Source organism: Mesorhizobium sp. WSM4814, from assembly GCF_055811595.1.
Genome location: NZ_JBVVQT010000032.1, coordinates 35,812 through 55,574 on the forward strand (window position 1 = coordinate 35,812; position 19,763 = coordinate 55,574).

Sequence of the window (19,763 nt, forward strand, 5' to 3'; positions counted from 1 at the left end):
TCAGTAGCGCAACAAATCGATTGGGTGAGACCGATGCCCTCGAAGCGGCATGGCGAGATCCTGCGTCTCCTCCATGAGGAAGGCACCGTCACCATCGCCAGCCTGGCCGACCGGCTGGGCGTCTCGCTGGAGACCGTGCGCCGCGACGTCAAGCCGCTGACCAGTGACGGTTCGATCCTGAAGATGCATGGCGCCGTCGGCCTGCCGTCGATGGCCGGCGAGGCGCCGTTCGAGCGGCGTATGCGCGAGAATGCCGATGCCAAGCGCGCCATCGCCCGCATGGTTGCCGCCACCATCCGCGACGGCGAAGCGATCATGCTCGACACCGGCACCACGACCTCTTTCCTGGCCCGCGAACTGCTCGGTCACCGGCGGTTGACGGTGGTCACCAACTCCTCCGACATCGCCCGCACGCTGGCCACCGTCAACGGCAACAAGGTCTACATGGCCGGCGGGGAACTGCGCAGCGATTCGGGCGCTGCCTTCGGCGTCTCGGCCATTGCATTCGTCAGCCGCTTTTCCGTCAGCCACGCTGTGATCTCCACCGGCGCGGTCGATGCCGTCACCGGCGTGATGGACTATGATCTGGACGAGGCGGAATTCGCCCGCATGGTGCTGTCGCGCGGCCAGCGCTCGCTTGTCATCACCGACCACACCAAGTTCGGCCGCCAGGGCCTGGTTCAAGTCTGCGGCCTCGACGGTTTTTCCGAGCTCGTCACCGATCGGCCGCCGCCGCACGCCATCGCCGCAGCCCTTGCCCAGGCTGGCGCACGGCTCAGTATTGCCGGCAGCGAAAGCGGGACCTGACCTGGCCAGAGCAGTAATGCGGTGAGCCTGGGATCGGCGGCTTTTCTTCCTTGCCGTCCCGGTGTTTAGTCCGGCCATGGCCTTCACCATCCGCCAATTGCAGTTCTTCATCGCCGTCGCCGAGCAAGGCACCGTGTCTGGCGCCGCCCAAAACCTGTCCATCTCGCAATCGTCGGTCACCGAGGCGATCAAGGAGCTCGAAGGCGATCTCGGCGTCGAACTGTTCGAGCGCCATCCGCGCGGCCTAAACATCACCCACAAGGGCCACCAGTTCCTGCGCCACGCGACAAAGATCCTTGCCGATGTTTCCGATGCGCGCCGCGCCTTCTCCGGCGAGCAAGCGGCGGCTGGCGGCCGGCTGCAACTCGGCGTCACCTCGCTGGTCGCCGGCTATGTCCTGTCCGACCTTCTCGCCCGCTATCGTCGCGCCTATCCGGGCGTCGAGATCTCGGCCATCGAGGACAATGGCGACTACCTCGAACATCTGCTGGTCGGCGGCAAGCTCGACATCGCCGTCATGGTCACATCGAACCTGCGCGACCGCACCGCCCTGCAATCGGAAATTCTCGAAGTCTCGCCCTACCGGCTATGGCTGCCGCTTGGCCATCCGCTGTCCAGCGCCGACATCATCGGCATCAGCGATATCGCGTCGGAGCCGCTGATCATGCTGACCGTCGACGAGATCGAAGAGAATACCGGAAAATTGCTGGCGGCGATCGCCGCCAAGCCGCATGTCGCCTTCCGCACCCGCTCGGTCGAAGCGGTGCGCAGCCTCGTCGCCACCGGCGCCGGCGTGGCGCTGCTGCCCGACCTCGTCTACCGGCCATGGTCGCTTGAAGGCGACCGCATCGAATCGCGCGATATTTCGGGCTCGTTGCCCGTTGTCCAAGTCGGCACGGTCTGGCGGCGCGGCTCCGGCCTGCCACAGGCCGCGCGCGACTTCATCGGGCTTGCCCAGTCGCAGCGCATGGTTCGTCAGCGGCCGGACAAGAACGGCCGCTGATCTATCGGAAAAACCGATATCGCCTTTCTGACAAATGAATTTGCGAAACCGGAAATTTCACAGCACCTTCATGATCAGGGAGCAAAGCCGCCGTTAGAGCGACGTGCGTCCAATTGGACGCACAAAGTACGCTCTAACACTTTTAGTTTTCGCATCGTGCTTCCGAAAATCAATCCGATTTTCGGGCCGATGCGAGAGTGCGGCCCCTCAAATGGGAGATCGACGATGAATTCATTCCTGAAGTCATGCACTGCATTGACGGTCGCGCTGGCCTTCTCCGGCCAGGCGATCGCCCAGGTTAAGGAACTTGGCAAGGGCGAAGGCCAGGTCAACATTGTTGCCTGGCCCGGCTACATCGAACGCGGCGAAACCGACAAGAACTATGATTGGGTCACGTCTTTCGAGAAGAACACAGGCTGCAAGGTCAATATCAAGACCGCCAACACCTCCGACGAGATGGTCGCGCTGATGAATGAGGGCGGATTCGACCTTGTTACTGCCTCGGGCGACGCGTCGTTGCGCCTTGTCGCCGGCAAGCGGGTCCAGCCGATCAACACCGATCTCATCCCGAGCTGGAACACGGTCGACGACCGGCTGAAGGATGCGCCGTGGTTCACGGTCGGCGGCGTCCACTACGGCGCCCCCTACCAGTGGGGGCCGAACGTGCTGATGTACAATACCGAGGTGTTCAAGGAAGCGCCGAAGAGCTGGAACGTCGTCTTCGAGGAGATGACCTTGCCCGACGGCAAGCCGAACAAGGGCCGCGTCCAGGCCTATGACGGGCCGATCCACATCGCCGATGCGGCCAACTATCTGATGTTCCACAAGCCGGAGCTCGGCATCAAGGATCCCTACGAGCTGACCGAAGACCAGTACAAGGCCGCCCTCGATCTGCTGCGCGTCCAGCGCACGCTGGTCGGACGCTACTGGCATGACGCCGCCATCCAGGTCGACGACTTCCAGAACGAAGGCGTCGTTGCCTCCGGTTCATGGCCCTATCAGGTCAACACGCTGGTTGCTGCCAAGAAGCCGGTCGCTTCGACCATACCCCAGGAAGGCGTCACCGGCTGGGCCGACACGACCATGCTGGCAGCCGACGCAGCCCACCCGAACTGCGCCTATATGTGGATGGAGCACTCGCTGTCACCGAAAGTGCAGGGCGACGTCTCCGCCTGGTTCGGTTCGCTGCCGGTGGTGCCGGCTGCCTGCAAGGGCAACGAATTGCTCGGCGACGAAGGCTGCAAGACCAACGGCTACGACAATTTCGAAAAGATCAAGTTCTGGAAGACGCCGGTGTCGAAATGCGCCACCCAGGACCAGTGCGTGCCTTACTATCGCTGGGTGTCGGACTATATCGGCGTCATCGGCGGACGGTGAGTTCGTTTCGCATTGCTCGCCAGTGGCGCTGCCCCTCACCCTTACCCCCTCCCCGTGAACAACGGGGAGAGGGATCGCGAGCGTTGCGGCTAGCCCCTTCTCCACGTCCCTACGGGGAGAAGGTGCCGGCAGGCGGATGAGGGTCAGCGCTGTCGCCTGAATTGACGAGCCTGGCAGATCAGGACAGCTCCATGACATCAGCCGTTTCCTTCCAAAAAGTCTCGCGCCATTTCGGCAGCGTGCGCGCCGTCGACATGGTCGATCTCGACATCGTGCCGGGCGAGTTCTTCGCCATGCTTGGACCTTCGGGTTCCGGCAAGACGACCTGCCTGCGCTTGATCGCCGGCTTTGAGCAGCCGACATCGGGCTCGATCTCCATCTTTGGCGAACGCGCCGAAGGCGTTCCGCCCTATCGCCGCAACGTCAACACCGTCTTCCAGGACTACGCGCTGTTTCCGCATCTGAACGTGCTCGACAACGTCGCCTACGGGCTGATGGTCAAGGGTGTCGGCAAGCTGGAGAGGCAGAAGGCCGCCGAGGAAGCATTGTCGCTGGTCCGGCTTCCCGGCTACGGCGCCCGCCGCCCGAGCCAGCTTTCCGGCGGACAGCGCCAGCGCGTCGCGCTCGCCCGCGCGCTGGTCAACCAGCCGAAGGTGCTTCTGCTCGACGAGCCGCTTGGCGCGCTCGACCTCAAGCTGCGCGAAAACATGCAGGAGGAGCTGAAGTCGCTGCAGAAGGCGCTCGGCATCACCTTCGTCTTCGTCACCCACGACCAGGGCGAGGCGCTGTCGATGGCCGACCGCGTCGCCGTCTTCAACGACGGCAAGATCATGCAGATCGGCACGCCGGAGGACATCTACCAGCGGCCGAAGACGCGCTTCGTCGCCGATTTCGTCGGCTCGTCCAATGTGCTGCCGCCGGATTTCGTCCAGCGCTATTCCGGCCAGCATCGCTGGGGCAGCCTGCGCCCTGAATCCATTCGCATCGGCCGGGCGGCGAAGGGCGACGGCGTTGCCGCCCGTCTTGTCTCGACCAATTATCTCGGCGCCACGACCAGACTGGCGCTCGACGCCGACGGGTTGAGATTGCATGCCATTGTGCCGGCCGGTGCGAAATTGCCCAGGGAAGGCGAGGCGGTCGTGCTCACCTTCAACCGCGAGCATTTGCATCTGATGGACGAGCCGGGATGATGGCGCTGTCGGCAACTGTCGCTAATAGCCGCGGCAAGGCGCTTCACGGCAGGACAGAGGGGGGCGCGAAGGATCGCGGCCGGTCGAAGAAACCATGACTCTGACCGCGACCCAGGCAAAACCTGCCCCAGCCGTCCTGCCTCGCGCCGGCGGCGTGCGCGGCGCGCTGTCCGACCTGCTCTGGCGCAAGCCGAAGCTGCTGCTGCTGTTGATGCTGCTGCCGCCGGTGCTGTGGCTTGGCATCGTCTATGTCGGCTCGCTGTTCGCGCTGCTCTTGCAGAGTTTTTTCTCGATCGACGAATTCTCCGGCCTCATCAACCGGCAGTTCACGCTGAAGACCTATGGCGACCTGCTGCAGGCCGCCAATCTCGACATCATCCTGCGCACGGTGACGATGGCGGCCCTGGTCACGTTCGTCTCGGCGATCATCGCCTTTCCCATCGCCTTTTACGCGGCGCGCTATGCGCGCGGCCGCTGGAAGGCGCTGTTCTATCTCGGCATCATGCTGCCGCTGTGGTCGAGCTATCTGGTCAAGATCTACGCCTGGAAGCTCATTCTCGCCAAGGAAGGCATCCTCACCTGGCTGCTCGCCAAGCTGCATCTGCTATGGCTGCTCGACGGCTGGCTGTCGCTGCCGGTCGTCGGCGGCAACTCGCTGTCGGTGTCGTCCACCGGCACCTTCATCGTCTTCGTCTACGTCTGGCTGCCGTTCATGATCCTGCCGGTGCAGGCGGCGCTCGAGCGCGTGCCGGGCAATCTGGTCGAGGCCTCGTCCGATCTCGGCGCCTCGCCCGGCCAGACCTTCCGCAACGTGCTGTTCCCGCTGGCGCTGCCGGGCATCGTCGCCGGCTCGATCTTCACCTTCTCGCTGACGCTGGGCGACTACATCATCCCGCAGATCATCGGCACCTCGCGGCTGTTCATCGGCCAGGCCGTCTATTCGCAGCAGGGCACCGCCGGCAACATCCCGCTCGCAGCCGCCTTCACCGTGGTGCCGATCGTCATCATGGGCTTCTACCTCTGGGGCGCCAAGCGCATGGGGGCCTTCGATGCGCTCTGATGGTTCACCAACCGCCCCTCTCGGCCTGAAGGTCGCCGCCGCCTGCGGCCTGCTGTTCCTGCATCTGCCGATCCTCCTGATCTTCGTCTATGCCTTCACGACCGAGGAAAAGAGCTTCGCCTGGCCGCCGCCGGGGCTGACCATGCAATGGTTCGCCGTCACCTGGAACCGCCCGGACGTGTGGGAAGCGCTGTCGCTGTCGGTCCGTGTCGCCGCTATCTCGACACTCCTCGCCCTGGTGCTTGGCACGCTCTGCGCGGCCGCCGTTTCGCGAACACGGTTCTTTGGCCGCGAAACCATCTCGCTGCTGGTCATCCTGCCGATCGCGCTGCCCGGCATCATCACCGGCATCGCGCTGCGTTCGGCCTTTTCGCTGGCCGAGATTCCGTTCTCGTTCTGGACGATCGTGCTCGGCCACGCCACCTTCTGTGTCGTCGTCGTCTACAACAACGCCGTCGCCCGCTTTCGCCGCACCTCCGGCTCGATGATCGAGGCGTCGATGGACCTCGGCGCCGACGGCTTCCAGACGTTTCGGCATGTCGTGCTGCCCAACATCGCCACCGCGCTGCTTGCCGGCGGCATGCTTGGCTTTGCGCTGTCGTTCGACGAGGTCATCGTCACCACCTTCACCGCCGGCCAGCAGCAGACGCTGCCGATCTGGATGCTGGAGGAATTGATCCGTCCGCGCCAGCGCCCGGTCACCAATGTCGTGGCCATGGTCGTCGTGCTGGTGACGCTGCTGCCCATCCTCGTCGCCTATTACCTGACCCGCGACGGCGACCAGATCGCCGGTTCGGTCAAATGACGTCAAGAATCCATAAGGGAGAGACTGCCATGGACACAAAGATGCTGATCGGCTCGAAATTCGAGAAGGGCACCGAGACCGAGGAGCCGATCCTCAATCCGAAGACCGGGGCGACTATCCTCAACCTGCCTGAAGCCAGCCAGGCGCAGATCGAGGCGGCGGTGCTGGCGGCCGAAAAAGCCTTCGTCACCTGGTCGCGCACCACGCCCGCGCAGCGCTCAGGTTATCTCCTGAAGATCGCCGATCGCATCGAGGCCGCGGCACAAGATTTCGCCGCCCTCGAGGCGCTCAATTGCGGCAAGCCGATCAATGCCGTGCTCAACGACGAAATCCCGGCGATCGTCGACTGCTACCGCTTCTTTGCCGGCGCTGTCCGCTCGATGCCCGGCCAGGTCGCCGGTGAATACATTCCCGGCCACACTTCGATGGTCCGCCGCGACGCCATCGGCGTCGTCGCCTCGATCGCGCCGTGGAACTACCCACTGATGATGATGGCCTGGAAGCTGGCGCCGGCGATTGCCGGCGGCAACACGGTCGTCTTCAAGCCGTCCGAGCAGACGCCGCTGACAGCGCTGAAGCTGGTAAAAATCCTTGCCGAGATACTGCCCGAGGGCGTCGTCAACGTCGTGCTCGGCAGAGGCGACAGCGTCGGCAACACGCTGATCAACCACCCGAAAATCAATATGATCTCGATCACCGGCGATGTCGCCACCGGCAAGAAGGTGCTGCAGGCCGCCGCCAAATCGGTCAAGCGCACGCATCTCGAACTAGGCGGCAAGGCTCCGGTCATCGTCTTCGACGACGCCGATCTCGGCGCGGTGGTCAACGGCCTGCGCGCCTTCGGCTATTACAATGCCGGCCAGGACTGCACCGCCGCCTGCCGCATCTATGCCGGCAAGAAGATCTACGACAAGCTCGTCGCCGACCTTTCCTCCGCCGTCTCGACCATCAAATACAACCGCCCCGACGACACCGAAAACGAGATCGGACCGTTGATCTCACGCCGCCAGCGCGACCGCGTCTCGAGCTTCGTCGAGCGCGCCTCGGAGCTTAAGCACATCGAGATCACCACCGGCGGCAAGCCGGGCGAGGGCACCGGCTTCTTCTATCAGCCGACCGTCGTCGCCGGCGCGCTGCAGGAGGACGAGATCGTGCGCCGCGAAGTGTTCGGGCCGGTTGTCTCCGTCACCCGCTTTGCCGAGGTCGACGAGGCGGTGAGCTGGGCCAATGACAGCGATTATGGCCTTGCGTCCTCGGTGTGGACCAAGGATATCTCGCGCGCCATGGCGACGGCCGCCCGGCTGCAATATGGCTGCACCTGGATCAACACCCACTTCATGCTGACCAACGAGATGCCGCATGGCGGGCTGAAGCAGTCCGGATACGGCAAGGACATGTCGCTCTATGCCCTGGAGGATTATACCGCTGTCCGCCATGTGATGGTTGCGCACGGGTAGCGCCTTTTCCTTCTCCCCGTTGACGGGGAGAAGGTGGCCCGAAGGGCCGGATGAGGGGCAGCGCCGGGCCTACTTCTGCGAAGCGGGGATATTCGACTCACCGGCCCCAGGGCCTTTGCCGCCGGAAGCGACGCCCCCGGCATCGGCGCCTAAGCCCGCTGCTTCAGGTGCGGCCGGCCGCTTGATCCTTGCCGAGGAGGCCACGACGAGCTCGTTGAAGCCTTCGCCACCATTGTCCAGCATTTCGAACAATTGCCGCCGCATCCTCGGCTCCCAGAACTTGTTGATGTGCTCGGCGACGCCGGCAATGCCTTCCTCGCGCGGCTTGGAGTGAAAAAAGGCGGCAATCTGGTTGGCCATGCGGACCAGCTTTTCGCTGGTGCTCATGATGTGGCCTTCGTCATGCGACATGCTTGGCAACTCCGGAAGCCACCCGCTCGGGGTGGGTGAAAATATCGAAATCATCGCCGCGCACCAAAGCCACCAGCGTCATGCCGGCGTCCCCGGCGGTGCGGATGGCAAGTGCCGTCGGCGCCGAAACGGCAATGATGAACGCAGCGCCGATCGCCGTCGTCTTCTGCACCATCTCGACCGAAACGCGCGATGTCACCACGACGGCACCCAAGGAGCCATCGATGCCGGCTTTGGCGAGCGCCCCGGCCAGCTTGTCGAGCGCATTGTGACGGCCGACATCCTCGCGCGCCATGACGATGCCCTTGCCTGGGATATAAAAGCCGGCGGCATGGACCGCACCGGTCTCGGCATGCAGCGGCTGTGCTTTCGACAAAAGCCTGACGGAACGGACGATGTCGTCGCTGTCAAGTGTAAGTCTTGACGAACCGACCGCCTCGACCGAGCGCATCGCCTCCTCGATCGACTCGATGCCGCATAGCCCGCAGCCGACCGGGCCGGCCAGCCGTCGGCGCCGCGCCTCGAAGCGCGTATTGGCCTGGTCCTTCAGCCTGATCTGGATGTCGATGCCGGCGCCGTGATCCTCGACCTCGATCGCCTCGATTTCCCGGCCGTCGGCGATGATGCCTTCGGTCAGCGAGAAGCCGAGCGCGAAATCCTCGAAATCGGCCGGACTTGCCATCATCACCGCGTGAGTGGTGCCGGCGAAGGAGAACGCCACCGGCGTCTCTTCCGGCACCATCCGGTTGGCGGCCGCACTGCTGCCGGCGCGGTGGGCGAGGCGGGAAATTTGGGTGATACCGCAACGTTTAGGCATCACGCGGCACCCCCTTTGGCCTGCCGGCCATTTTACTTAGGAAGCGTCGAAGACTTCTTGCTTCAATTGGCAGTTGCTCTCCCAGGCCATCCCCCACTCCGTCGCTGCTTCGCAGCGCCACCTCTCCCCCCTCCGGAGGGAGAGGAAGGGAGCCTGGAGTTCGCGCGCTTTCCTCTCCCCCGTCGATCGGGGGAGAGGTGTCGAGCGAAGCTCGACGGAGTGGGGGTCGACCAACCGTCAAGATTGAAGCGCTTTCGGTCGAATGCCTCGGCACGATTACTCCGCTGCTTCCAGCGTCGCGATGCGACGGCTGTTGCGGGCCTGCTCGTCATAGTCGAGCTGCCATTCCGACGGCCCGTTGGACGCGCCGACCTGCACCGCCGTCACCTTGTATTCCGGGCAGTTGGTCGCCCAGTCGGAGAAGTCGGTGGTGATCACGTTGGCCTGCGTGTCGGGGTGGTGGAACGTCGTATAGACCACGCCAGGCGACACCTTGTCGGTGATCAGCGCGCGCAGCGTCGTCTCGCCGGAGCGGCTGGTCAGGCGGACCCAGTCGCCGTCGCGCAGGCCGCGGTTTTCGGCGTCATGCGGGTGGATCTCGAGACGGTCCTCGCTGTGCCACATGACATTGTCGGTACGCCTGGTCTGCGCGCCGACATTGTACTGCGACAGGATGCGGCCGGTGGTCAGCAGCAGCGGGAAGCGCGGTCCCGTCCTCTCGTCGGTCGCCACATATTCGGTGCGGATGAACTTGCCCTTGCCACGCACGAAGCCGCTGATATGCATGATCGGCGTGCCTTCCGGCGCCTGCTCGTTGCACGGCCACTGCACCGAGCCTATCTTTTCCAGATAGTCGTAGGAGACCTTGGCGAAGCTTGGCGTCGTCCTGGCGATCTCATCCATGATTTCGGACGGATGCTGGTAATTCCAGGCAAGACCCATCGCCTGTGCGAGCTTCTGCGTCACTTCCCAGTCGGCCAGCCCGTTCTTCGGCGCCATCACCTTGCGCACGCGGTTGATGCGGCGTTCGGCATTGGTGAAGGTGCCGTCCTTCTCGAGGAAGGTCGAGCCGGGCAGGAAGACATGCGCGTAGTTGGCGGTCTCGTTGAGGAAGAGATCGTGGACGACGACGCATTCCATCGCCGCAAGGCCTGCGGCGACATGCTTGGTGTCGGGATCCGACTGCAAAATGTCCTCGCCCTGCACATAGAGGCCCTTGAACGAGCCGTCGACGGCGGCGTCCAGCATGTTGGGGATGCGCAGGCCGGGCTCGTCGTCGAGTTTGACCCCCCACAGGCTTTCATAGATATCGCGCACCGCGTCGCCGGAGACGTGGCGATAGCCGGGCAGCTCATGCGGGAACGAGCCCATGTCGCAGGAGCCCTGGACATTGTTCTGGCCGCGCAGCGGGTTCACGCCGACGCCCGGCCGGCCGATATTGCCGGTCGCCATGGCAAGATTGGCGATGGCGATGACGGTGGTCGAGCCCTGGCTGTGCTCGGTCACGCCGAGGCCGTAATAGATCGCGCCATTGCCGCCGGTGGCAAACAGCCGTGCGGCGCTGCGGATCTCTTCTGGATCGACATTGGCGAGCTGGCCGACCACCTCAGGGCTGTTTTCCGGCAGCGCCACGAACGACGCCCAATCCTGGAACTCGTCCCAGTCGCAGCGTTCGCGGATGAAGGCCTCGTCGAACAGGCCTTCGGTGACGATGACATGGGCAAGCGCGGTGACCACGGCGACATTGGTGCCCGGCTTCAGCGGCAGATGATGCTGCGCCTCGATGTGTGCCGAGCGCACGATGTCGGTGCGGCGCGGGTCGAGCACGATCAGCTTGGCGCCCTTGCGCAACCGCTTCTTCATGCGCGACGCAAACACCGGATGTGCGTCGGTCGGATTGGCGCCGATGATCATCACCACATCGGTCTGCTCGATCGAATCGAAATCCTGGGTGCCTGCCGAGGTGCCGAAAGTCTGGCCAAGGCCATAGCCGGTCGGCGAATGGCAGACGCGGGCGCAGGTATCGACATTGTTGTTGCGGAAACCCTGGCGGATCAGCTTCTGCACCAGATAGGTTTCCTCATTCGTGCAGCGCGACGAGGTGATGCCGCCGATCGAGGTGCGGCCATACTGGTACTGGATGCGGCGGAACTCGTTGGCGGTGTGGGTCAGCGCTTCCTCCCACGACACCTCGCGCCATGGATCGGTGACCTTTTCGCGGATCATTGGATTGAGGATGCGCTCCTTGTGGGTCGAGTAGCCGTAGGCAAAACGGCCCTTGACGCAGCTATGGCCACGGTTCGCCTTGCCGTCCTTGTAGGGCACCATGCGCACCAGCTCGTCGCCGCGCATTTCGGCCTTGAACGAGCAGCCGACGCCGCAATAGGCGCAGGTGGTGACGACCGAATGCTCGGGCTGGCCGATCTTGATCACCGATTTCTCGGAAAGCGTCGCCGTCGGGCAGGCCTGCACACAGGCGCCGCAGGACACGCACTCGCTGTCGATGAAAAGCTGGTGCATGCCGGGCGACACACGGCTTTCGAAGCCGCGGCCTTCGATGGTCAGCGCGAATGTGCCTTGCACCTCCTCGCAGGCGCGCACACAGCGCGAGCAGACGATGCATTTCGATGGATCATAGGTGAAGTATGGGTTGGACTCGTCCTTCGCCATCCATTTGAAGTTTTCGGCGCCGTCGTTCTTCTTGAAGACGTGGTTGTCGCCCTCATAGCCGTAGCGCACGTCACGCAGGCCGACGACGCCGGCCTGCGTCTGCAATTCGCAGTCGCCATTGGCCGCACAGGTCAGGCAGTCGAGCGGATGGTCGGAAATGTAGAGCTCCATCACGCCGCGGCGGATGTCCTTCAGCCGACCGGTCTGGGTGTGCACGACCATGCCCGGCGCCACCGGCGTCGTGCAGGAGGAGGGCGTGCCGTTGCGGCCGTCGATCTCGACCAGGCAGAGCCGGCAGGAGCCGAAGGCGTCGACCATGTCGGTGGCGCAAAGTTTTGGGATGGCAATGCCGGCCTCCATCGAGGCGCGCATAATCGAGGTGCCTTCCGGCACGGTGACGGTGAAGCCGTCGACCGTCAGCGTCACCTGCTTCTCGGATGTCGAGGCCGGCGTGCCGTAGTCGATTTCCTGAATGAGACCCATCGCGAGGTTCCTATTCTGCTGCTTCGGCGACTGGCACCGGCTTGAAATCTTCGCGGAAGTGGTTGATTGCGCTCATCACCGGATAAGGCGTGAAGCCACCCAGCGCGCAGAGCGAACCGAACTTCATCGTGTTGCAGAGGTCCGTCACCAGCTCGATCTGTTTTTCCGGCTCGATACCCCTGGCGATCTTGTCGATCGTCTCGACGCCGCGTGTTGAGCCGATGCGGCACGGCGTGCACTTGCCGCAGCTCTCGATGGCGCAAAACTCCATGGCAAAGCGTGCCTGCTTCAGCATGTCGGCGGTGTCATCGAACACGGTGATGCCGGCATGGCCGATCAGCCCGTCCTTGGCGGCGAAGGCTTCGTAGTCGAACGGCGTGTCGAACAGGCTGCGCGGAAAATAAGCGCCGAGCGGCCCGCCGACCTGCACCGCCTTGACCGGCCGTCCAGTCGCCGTGCCGCCGCCGATGTCGTCGACGATCTCGCCAAGCGTCATGCCGAACGCCGCCTCGAACAGGCCGCCATATCTGACATTGCCGGCGATCTGGATCGGAATGGTGCCGCGCGAGCGGCCCATTCCGAAATCCTTGTAGAAGGCAGCACCCTTGTCCATGATCACAGGCACCGAGGCCAGCGAGATGACGTTGTTGATCACCGTCGGCTTGCCGAACAGGCCCTGGATGGCCGGCAGCGGCGGCTTGGCGCGAACGACGCCGCGCTTGCCTTCGAGGCTGTTGAGCAGCGAGGTTTCCTCGCCGCAGACATAGGCGCCGGCGCCGACGCGGATTTCCATGTCGAAGGCGTTGGGCGAGCCCAGCACGTTGAGGCCGAGCAGGCCGGCCTGGCGGGCAGCCTCGACCGCCTTCTGCATCATCGCCACCGCATGCGGATATTCCGAGCGGATATAGACAAAGCCCTTGGTCGCGCCGGTGGCGACACCGGCGATTGCCATGCCTTCGATCAGCACGAAGGGGTCGCCCTCCATGATCATGCGGTCGGCGAAGGTGGCGCTGTCGCCCTCGTCGGCATTGCAGACGATGTACTTTTTGTCGGCGGTCGTATCGAGCACCGTCTTCCACTTGATGCCGGTCGGGAAGCCGGCGCCGCCGCGACCCCGCAGGCCCGACTCGGTGACCTGCTTGACGATGTCGGCCGGAGCCATCGCCACGGCGTTCTGCAGCCCCTTCAGTCCGCCATGCGCCTTGTAGTGATCGAGCGACAGTGGATTGATGACGCCGCAGCGTGCGAAGGTCAGCCGCGTCTGCCTGGCCAGGAACGGGATCTTGTCGGGCGCGCCCAGCCAGCGCTTGTGGTGACCGCCGCTGAGAAAGCCGCTGTCGAACAGGCCTTTGACATCGGAAGGCTTCACCGGCCCGTAGGCGACGCGGCCCTTGTCTGTCGCCACCTCGACCATCGGCTCGAGGAAATAGGCGCCGCGCGAGCCGTTGCGCACGATCTTGGCCTCGATGCCGCGATCCGCCAATTCCTTCTCAATCGCCTTGGCGACCTTTTCCGCACCGAGCGCCAGCGCGCCGGAATCGCCGGGAATGTAAATGCGCGGGGTCATGAGCGCACCTCGGCAACGATCTCGTGGAGCTTTTCGTCATCGAGCCGGCCAATCACCTCGCCGTCCAGCATCGCCGATGGCGCGCAGGCGCAAAGGCCGAGGCAATAGACCGGCTCCAGCGTCACCGAACCGTCGCGGGCCGTCTCGTGGAAGCCGATGCCCAGCAATTGCTTGAGCTTGGCGGCAATCGCGTCCGAGCCCATCGACTGGCAGGCTTCGGCCTGGCAGAGCTTCAGCACATGCCGGCCGGCCGGGCGGCTGCGGTAATCGTGGTAGAAGGTGACGATGCCGTGCACCTCCGCCTTGGAGATGTTCAGCGCTTCGGCGATGACCGGCAGCGCGTCCTGCGGCACATGGCCAAACTCTTCCTGGATGCCGTGGAGGATCGGCAACAGCGGACCTTCGAGGCCCTTCAACTCCTGAACGATCGCCGCCGTGCGCGACGCGATCTCGGTACTTGCAGGCTGCATGATCATGCAGCGCCCTCCCTGGTCGTAGTAATCCGCTAAGTGCCTAGGAAATCGGAGGAAACCCGCTAAATCAATAAAGCTGATCCGTTGCTCGATAGAAATCTTCTATCGCTGCCGTCCAGCCTGCAATCTCTAGCTCAGTGGCGGGCGCGGAAATCGTCTGCCAGCGCCATTGCCTCGTCCAGCAGCGCCGAGACCAGCGGGGTGTGCGGCTCGCGCAGCGTCGCCACCAGCCCGACGGTGTGGCTGGCGTCCGGCTCGACGATCGGAATGGCCCGGATCGGCTCGGAAAAGCCGAATGTTTCCGAGAGGTTGAGCGGCATGATCGACGACCATTTTCCGGTACGGATATGCGAGAACAGCACGATCATCGAATTGGATTCGAGTGTCGGCCGCACCTGCGTGCCGGCTTCGGCCAAATGCTGGTCGATGATGCGGCGGTTCTGCATGTCCGGCGTCAACAGGCAGAGCGGCAGCTGGCTGAGCTCCGCCCATGTCACTTTGTCGCGGTCGGAATAGGGATTTCCGATCGCGGTGATCAGCTGATAGCGCTCGTCATAGAGCGGCACGCTGGTCACCCGCCCCAGCGGCTCGTTGTCGAGATAGGTGATGCCGGCGTCGATGTCGAAATTGCCGAGCAACGACAGCACCTCGATCGAGGTGCGCGACAGCACCGAGAAGGTGACGCCGGGATGCTTTGCCCGAAAAGGTGTCGTCAGCCGCGCCACCATGGCCAGCGCCGTCGGAATGGCGGCGATGCGGATGCGCCCCGAAAGGCCGTGACGCGCCGCCCGCATCTCTTCGCGCATGGTGCGGGTATCGCCGACGATGCGGCGCGCCCACGCCAGCACCTGTTCTCCCTCCGGCGTCAGCCCCTGGAAGCGCGAGCCACGCAGAACCAGCATCACGCCGAGCTGGCCTTCCAGCTGCTTGATACCGGCCGAAAGCGTCGGCTGGGTGACGCCGCACACCTCCGCCGCCCGGCCGAAATGCTCCTCCCTGGCCAGCGCGATGAAGAATTCCAGCTTGTCGATCATGAGCGGACGCTACCCGGCCGAGTGAGGCTGCGCCAGATGCATGCTGTTTTTGCGTGGCGAATCCTCATTGCGGCCGAAGCTTCGCCGCCGTCCAGGCCTACCTGTCGACCAGGTTAAGAATGTTGCCGTCAGGATCCTTGAACCATGCGACCTTCATGCCGTAGCCGACGTGGATGTCGCCTTCCAGCTTCAGGCCCGGCATCTCGTAGTGCTCGAAGACAACGCCTTTCGATTTCAGCGCCTTGACGATGGTGTCGATCTCGTCGCCGACCATCCAGGTCACCGCCGTCGCCTTGTTGGTTCCGGCGAATTGCGAGCGATAGACATTGATGCTGGTGTCGCCGCATTTGTAGACGATCAGTTCGTCCCCCTCGTTGTGAACCTCCGTCAGCCCCAGAACGTCTTCATAGAAGGCCTTGGCCTTGGCCAGGTCCTTCACCGCGAGATTGGCCGTTGCGTTGCTGTTTGCGAGCATGATTGGTCTCCTTTGCTTGCGGGCGAGCACGTCCGAAGCCTGCAAAGATAGGGCTGCTTCGTCTTCCGGCGACCGCAGCCTGTGCGATCGGCGTGCCTCTTCCCTAAAGACGTTTCGTCCTCTGCAGGACCGACAAACAGACGCAAGTCTTTGCAGCCACGCCCGTGCGTGTCGTTCCGCCGCTTGGTTCTGTTCGGGAACTGCACTATCTCAGGCGTAAAAGCAGAGGAAAAGCTGATGCCCGCCGTCCAGGAAAACGTCACCAAGGAAATCGTCATCGAGCGCCTGAAGACGGTCAACGGACCGGACTTCACCGGCAACATCGTCGACCTCGGGATGGTCTCCGAGATTTTCATTGCCGATGCCAAGGTGTTCTTTTCGATCACCGTGCCGGCTGCCCGGGCCCAGGAGATGGAGCCGCTGCGTGCCGCCGCCGAGCGTGTCGTCAAGGCGATCCCGGGTGTCGCCGGCGCCGTGGTCGCCCTGACGGCGGAAAAGAAGGGTGGCGGCATGGAGGCTCCGGTTCCGCAAAGGCCTGCCACCAGGCCCGTACCGCCGGCCGCACCCGCTGCCGCGCCACGTCCGGCTCCGCACGCTCCGGCCTCGCACAGTCAGGGCAAGCGCGGCGTGCCCGGCATCGAGGCGATCATCGCTGTCGCTTCCGGCAAGGGCGGCGTCGGCAAGTCGACTACTGCCGTCAACATCGCGCTTGGCCTCGCCGCCAACGGCCTGAGGGTCGGCGTGCTCGACGCCGACATCTACGGCCCGTCGATGCCGCGGCTGCTCAACATCCATGGCCGGCCGCAGACCGTCGACGGCAAGGTCCTGAAGCCGATGGAGAATTACGGCCTGAAGGTCATGTCGATGGGCTTCCTCGTCGACGAGGAGACGCCGATGATCTGGCGCGGGCCGATGGTGATGTCGGCTTTGACGCAAATGCTGCGCGAGGTCGAGTGGGGTCCGCTCGACGTGCTCGTCGTCGACATGCCGCCCGGCACCGGCGACGCGCAGCTGACCATGGCCCAGCAGGTGCCGTTGGCCGGCGCCGTTATCGTCTCGACGCCGCAGGATCTGGCCCTGATCGATGCGCGAAAAGGCCTCAATATGTTCAGGAAGGTCGACGTGCCGGTGTTGGGCATCGTCGAGAATATGAGCTATTTCCTCGCCCCCGACACCGGCAAGCGCTACGACATCTTCGGCCATGGCGGCGCGCGCCGCGAGGCCGAGCGTCTCGGCGTCTCCTTCCTCGGCGAAGTGCCGCTCGAAATGGGCATCCGCGAAAGCTCGGATGCCGGCACACCGGTGGTGGTCTCGAAGCCCGATAGCGCCGAGGCCAAGATCTACCGCGACATCGCCGCGAACGTCTGGGGCAGGGTCAAAGAAGAACGCGGCGCGGCCGAAGCCGCCGTGCCGAACATCGTGTTTGAGTGATCCTCCCCCTTGAGGGGAGGGTGGCCCGCAGGGCCGGGTGGGGTCGGTGGCGACGCACTCCACCTTTTTTGGTCAATGCCAGTTGTCGGTTGAGGCGGTTGAGGCGACCCCACCCGCCTCGCTTCGCTCGGCACCCTCCCCTCAAGGGGGAGGGGAGCCGCCAACTTTCTCGCCAAAACTCGAAAAAAACTGTCCGGCCAGTTTCTTCGATGTCGATTCGATCAGACGGCTGCCGAGCTGGGCGATCTTGCCGCCGACATCGGCCTTGGCCGCATATCTGAGGATCGTCGCCTCCGGGCCATCGGCGGTCAGCGTCACATCGGCGCCGCCTTTGGCGAAGCCGGCGATGCCGCCCTTGCCCTCGCCCTGGATGGTGTAGGAATGCGGCGGGTTGAGATTCCTGAGCGTCACCTCGCCGTTGAACGTCGCCTTGATCGGGCCGATCTTGACCACCACGGTCGCCGCCATCTCGGTGTCCGACTTCTTCTCGAGGCTCTGGCAGCCCGGAATGGTCTGCCTCAGAACGTCCGGGTCGTTCAGCGCCTCCCACACCTTTTGCAGGGGTGCGGCGATGCGTTCCTCGCCTTCGATAACCAAAGCCATCAAAATCTCCCGGATATGAATTGACAAGCCCCGATCCGATCTAGCGTGGGGGTAAACGCATGTCTATCGCACCAAAGTCCGGAATCGGATGGCGCGTGCCTCTTGCCTGCTCTCGCGCGTTGTCATATCGATTTGTCATACAAATACGGAGACCATGATGGCCGGCGCCCCCACGCAGAAAAAGAAATTTCGCTCGCAGGAGTGGTTCGACAATCCCGACAATCCGGGGATGACGGCGCTTTACCTCGAGCGCTACCTGAATTACGGGCTGACGCGTGCCGAACTGATGTCGGGCAAGCCGCTGATCGGCATCGCCCAGACCGGCTCGGATCTTTCGCCCTGCAACCGCCATCATCTCGAACTGGCCAAGCGCGTGCGCGAGGGCATCGTGTCGATGGGCGGCATCCCTTTCGAGTTCCCGTGCCACCCGATCCAGGAGACGGGCAAACGCCCGACCGCCGCACTCGACCGCAACCTCGCCTATCTTGGCCTGGTCGAGGTGCTCTACGGCTATCCGCTCGACGGCGTCGTGCTCACCATCGGCTGCGACAAGACGACGCCGGCCCTGCTGATGGCCGCTGCCACCGTCAACATTCCGGCTATCGCGCTGTCTGTCGGCCCGATGCTCAACGGCTGGCACAAGGGCAAGCGCACCGGCTCCGGCACCATCGTCTGGGAATCGCGCCAGCGTCTGTCGGCCGGCGAGATCGGCTATGACGAGTTCATGGACATCGTCGCCTCCTCGGCGCCGTCCACCGGCTATTGCAATACAATGGGCACCGCCACCACCATGAACTCGCTGGCCGAGGCGCTCGGCATGCAGCTGCCGGGCTCGGCCGCCATTCCGGCGCCCTACCGCGAGCGCGGCCAGATCGCCTATGAGACGGGAAAGCGCATCGTCGACATGGTGCATGAGGATCTAAAACCCTCCGACGTCATGACCCGGCAGGCCTTCGAGAACGCCATCGTCGTCAACTCGGCCATCGGCGGCTCGACCAACGCGCCGATCCACCTCAACGCCATCGCCCGCCATCTCGGCGTGCCGCTCGACAATGACGACTGGCAGACGGTCGGCCTGAAAGTGCCGCTCATCGTCAATCTGCAGCCGTCGGGCGAATATCTCGGCGAAGATTATCATCATGCCGGCGGTGTGCCCGCAGTGGTGGCCGAACTGATGAAGGCCGGGCTGCTGCCTCATCCCGACGCCATGACGGTCAACGGCAAGACGATCGGCGCCAATTGCAGCGCGGCCGTCAACGAGAATCTCGATGTTATCCGTACCGTCGCCGAGCCGCTGAAGGCCAATGCCGGCTTCATCAATCTTAGGGGTAATCTGTTCGATTCGGCGATCATGAAGACCAGCGGCATCTCGCCCGAATTCCGCGAGCGCTATCTGTCGAACCCGAACGACCCCGAGGCCTTCGAGGGCAACGCCATGGTCTTCGACGGGCCCGAAGACTACCACGCTCGCATCGACGATCCGGCGCAGGGCATCGACGAGCACACCATCCTGTTCATGCGCGGCGCCGGCCCGATCGGTTATCCCGGCGGCGCCGAAGTCGTCAACATGCAGCCGCCGGCCCATCTCATCAAGAAGGGCATCCATGCGCTGGCCTGCATCGGCGACGGCCGCCAGTCGGGCACCTCGGGCTCGCCGTCGATCCTCAACGCCTCGCCCGAAGCCGCCATAGGCGGCGGGCTGGCGCTGTTGAAGACCGGCGACCGCGTCCGCATCGACCTGCGCAAGGGCACTGCCGACATTCTCGTCACCGATGACGAGATTACGCGCCGGCGCGCCGAGTTGCAGAACAGTGGCGGCTATCGCTACCCCAGGCACCAGACCCCATGGCAGGAGATCCAGCGCGGCATGGTCGACCAGTTCTCCGAAGGAATGGTGCTGAAGCCCGCGGTGAAATACCAGGATGTGGCGCACACCGCAGGCGTGCCGCGGGACAATCACTGAACGTTCTTTTTTGCCTTCTCCCCTTGTGGGAGAAGGTTGTTTGGACCGGAGACATCGCGAACAGGTGTGCGAGGACATCGCGAACAGTTTTGCGCATTGTGCGCGAGGGGGTTCGGGATGCCATTCAAGGACAGAAG

The 19,763-nt window shown here is 63.9% G+C and carries 17 protein-coding genes; 9 read left to right on the forward strand and 8 right to left on the reverse strand.

Going from position 1 to position 19,763, the window contains the following annotated elements; genetic code table 11:
* Positions 1-33: 33 nt before the first annotated feature.
* From AC0L2V_RS29635 to AC0L2V_RS29665, 7 genes are all read left to right on the forward strand, one after another.
* Positions 34-807 (forward strand): DeoR/GlpR family DNA-binding transcription regulator, encoded by a 774-nt coding sequence (locus tag AC0L2V_RS29635; protein ID WP_027151613.1) that lies wholly within the window; start codon positions 34-36, stop codon positions 805-807.
* A 76-nt stretch (positions 808-883) separates the two neighbouring features.
* A complete protein-coding gene (locus AC0L2V_RS29640; RefSeq protein WP_023802869.1) occupies positions 884-1,810 on the forward strand; it encodes a LysR family transcriptional regulator in 927 nt (308 codons plus the stop codon).
* Positions 1,811-2,035: 225 nt separating this feature from the next.
* Positions 2,036-3,187: an ABC transporter substrate-binding protein gene (locus AC0L2V_RS29645; RefSeq protein ID WP_128244443.1), complete on the forward strand. Its 1,152-nt coding sequence runs from the start codon at positions 2,036-2,038 to the stop codon at positions 3,185-3,187.
* A gap of 191 nt (positions 3,188-3,378) precedes the next feature.
* On the forward strand, positions 3,379-4,377 hold the full coding sequence (locus AC0L2V_RS29650; protein ID WP_091592894.1) for an ABC transporter ATP-binding protein: 999 nt from the start codon (positions 3,379-3,381) through the stop codon (positions 4,375-4,377).
* Between the two features lie 94 nt (positions 4,378-4,471).
* On the forward strand, positions 4,472-5,437 hold the full coding sequence (locus tag AC0L2V_RS29655) for an ABC transporter permease (RefSeq protein WP_473510324.1): 966 nt from the start codon (positions 4,472-4,474) through the stop codon (positions 5,435-5,437).
* Positions 5,427-6,242 carry an ABC transporter permease gene (locus AC0L2V_RS29660; protein ID WP_473510322.1) on the forward strand — a complete coding sequence of 272 codons (816 nt, stop codon included), beginning with the start codon at positions 5,427-5,429 and terminating at the stop codon, positions 6,240-6,242. The genes AC0L2V_RS29655 and AC0L2V_RS29660 overlap by 11 nt, the downstream gene beginning before the upstream one ends.
* Positions 6,243-6,271: 29 nt before the next feature.
* The gene (locus tag AC0L2V_RS29665; protein WP_473510320.1) at positions 6,272-7,699 is read left to right on the forward strand and encodes a gamma-aminobutyraldehyde dehydrogenase; all 1,428 of its coding nucleotides are present in this window, start codon (positions 6,272-6,274) and stop codon (positions 7,697-7,699) included.
* 69 nt (positions 7,700-7,768) lie between these two features.
* Here the strand turns inward: AC0L2V_RS29665 and AC0L2V_RS29670 are convergent, their stop codons facing one another.
* The 7 genes from AC0L2V_RS29670 to AC0L2V_RS29700 form a co-directional block, all read right to left on the reverse strand.
* On the reverse strand, positions 7,769-8,110 hold the full coding sequence (locus tag AC0L2V_RS29670; RefSeq protein WP_473510319.1) for a formate dehydrogenase subunit delta: 342 nt from the start codon (positions 8,108-8,110) through the stop codon (positions 7,769-7,771).
* Positions 8,100-8,927 (reverse strand): formate dehydrogenase accessory sulfurtransferase FdhD, encoded by an 828-nt coding sequence (fdhD, locus tag AC0L2V_RS29675; protein WP_473510372.1) that lies wholly within the window; start codon positions 8,925-8,927, stop codon positions 8,100-8,102. The genes AC0L2V_RS29670 and fdhD overlap by 11 nt, the downstream gene beginning before the upstream one ends.
* A gap of 276 nt (positions 8,928-9,203) precedes the next feature.
* A complete protein-coding gene (gene fdhF / locus AC0L2V_RS29680; protein WP_473510317.1) occupies positions 9,204-12,080 on the reverse strand; it encodes a formate dehydrogenase subunit alpha in 2,877 nt (958 codons plus the stop codon).
* A gap of 10 nt (positions 12,081-12,090) precedes the next feature.
* Positions 12,091-13,647 carry a formate dehydrogenase beta subunit gene (locus AC0L2V_RS29685; protein WP_473510315.1) on the reverse strand — a complete coding sequence of 519 codons (1,557 nt, stop codon included), beginning with the start codon at positions 13,645-13,647 and terminating at the stop codon, positions 12,091-12,093.
* Positions 13,644-14,123, reverse strand: a complete 480-nt coding sequence (locus AC0L2V_RS29690; RefSeq protein ID WP_473510314.1) for a formate dehydrogenase subunit gamma — start codon at positions 14,121-14,123, stop codon at positions 13,644-13,646. The genes AC0L2V_RS29685 and AC0L2V_RS29690 overlap by 4 nt, the downstream gene beginning before the upstream one ends.
* Before the next feature lie 131 nt (positions 14,124-14,254).
* Entirely contained in the window at positions 14,255-15,154 is a 900-nt protein-coding gene (locus AC0L2V_RS29695) for a LysR family transcriptional regulator (protein WP_027151624.1), read from the reverse strand.
* A gap of 97 nt (positions 15,155-15,251) precedes the next feature.
* Complete coding sequence (locus AC0L2V_RS29700; RefSeq protein WP_091592913.1) at positions 15,252-15,629, reverse strand: VOC family protein; 378 nt, start codon at positions 15,627-15,629, stop codon at positions 15,252-15,254.
* A gap of 237 nt (positions 15,630-15,866) precedes the next feature.
* Here AC0L2V_RS29700 and AC0L2V_RS29705 point away from each other — a divergent pair, with 237 nt between their 5' ends.
* Positions 15,867-17,060 (forward strand): Mrp/NBP35 family ATP-binding protein, encoded by a 1,194-nt coding sequence (locus AC0L2V_RS29705; protein ID WP_128168292.1) that lies wholly within the window; start codon positions 15,867-15,869, stop codon positions 17,058-17,060.
* 141 nt (positions 17,061-17,201) lie between these two features.
* Here AC0L2V_RS29705 and AC0L2V_RS29710 read toward each other — a convergent pair whose 3' ends face one another.
* Positions 17,202-17,663: an SRPBCC family protein gene (locus tag AC0L2V_RS29710; RefSeq protein WP_091592917.1), complete on the reverse strand. Its 462-nt coding sequence runs from the start codon at positions 17,661-17,663 to the stop codon at positions 17,202-17,204.
* Between the two features lie 157 nt (positions 17,664-17,820).
* On the opposite strand from AC0L2V_RS29710, the gene AC0L2V_RS29715 reads away from it, so the two are divergent.
* The gene (locus tag AC0L2V_RS29715; RefSeq protein WP_473521913.1) at positions 17,821-19,626 is read left to right on the forward strand and encodes an IlvD/Edd family dehydratase; all 1,806 of its coding nucleotides are present in this window, start codon (positions 17,821-17,823) and stop codon (positions 19,624-19,626) included.
* The last annotated feature ends 137 nt before the right edge of the window (positions 19,627-19,763 follow it).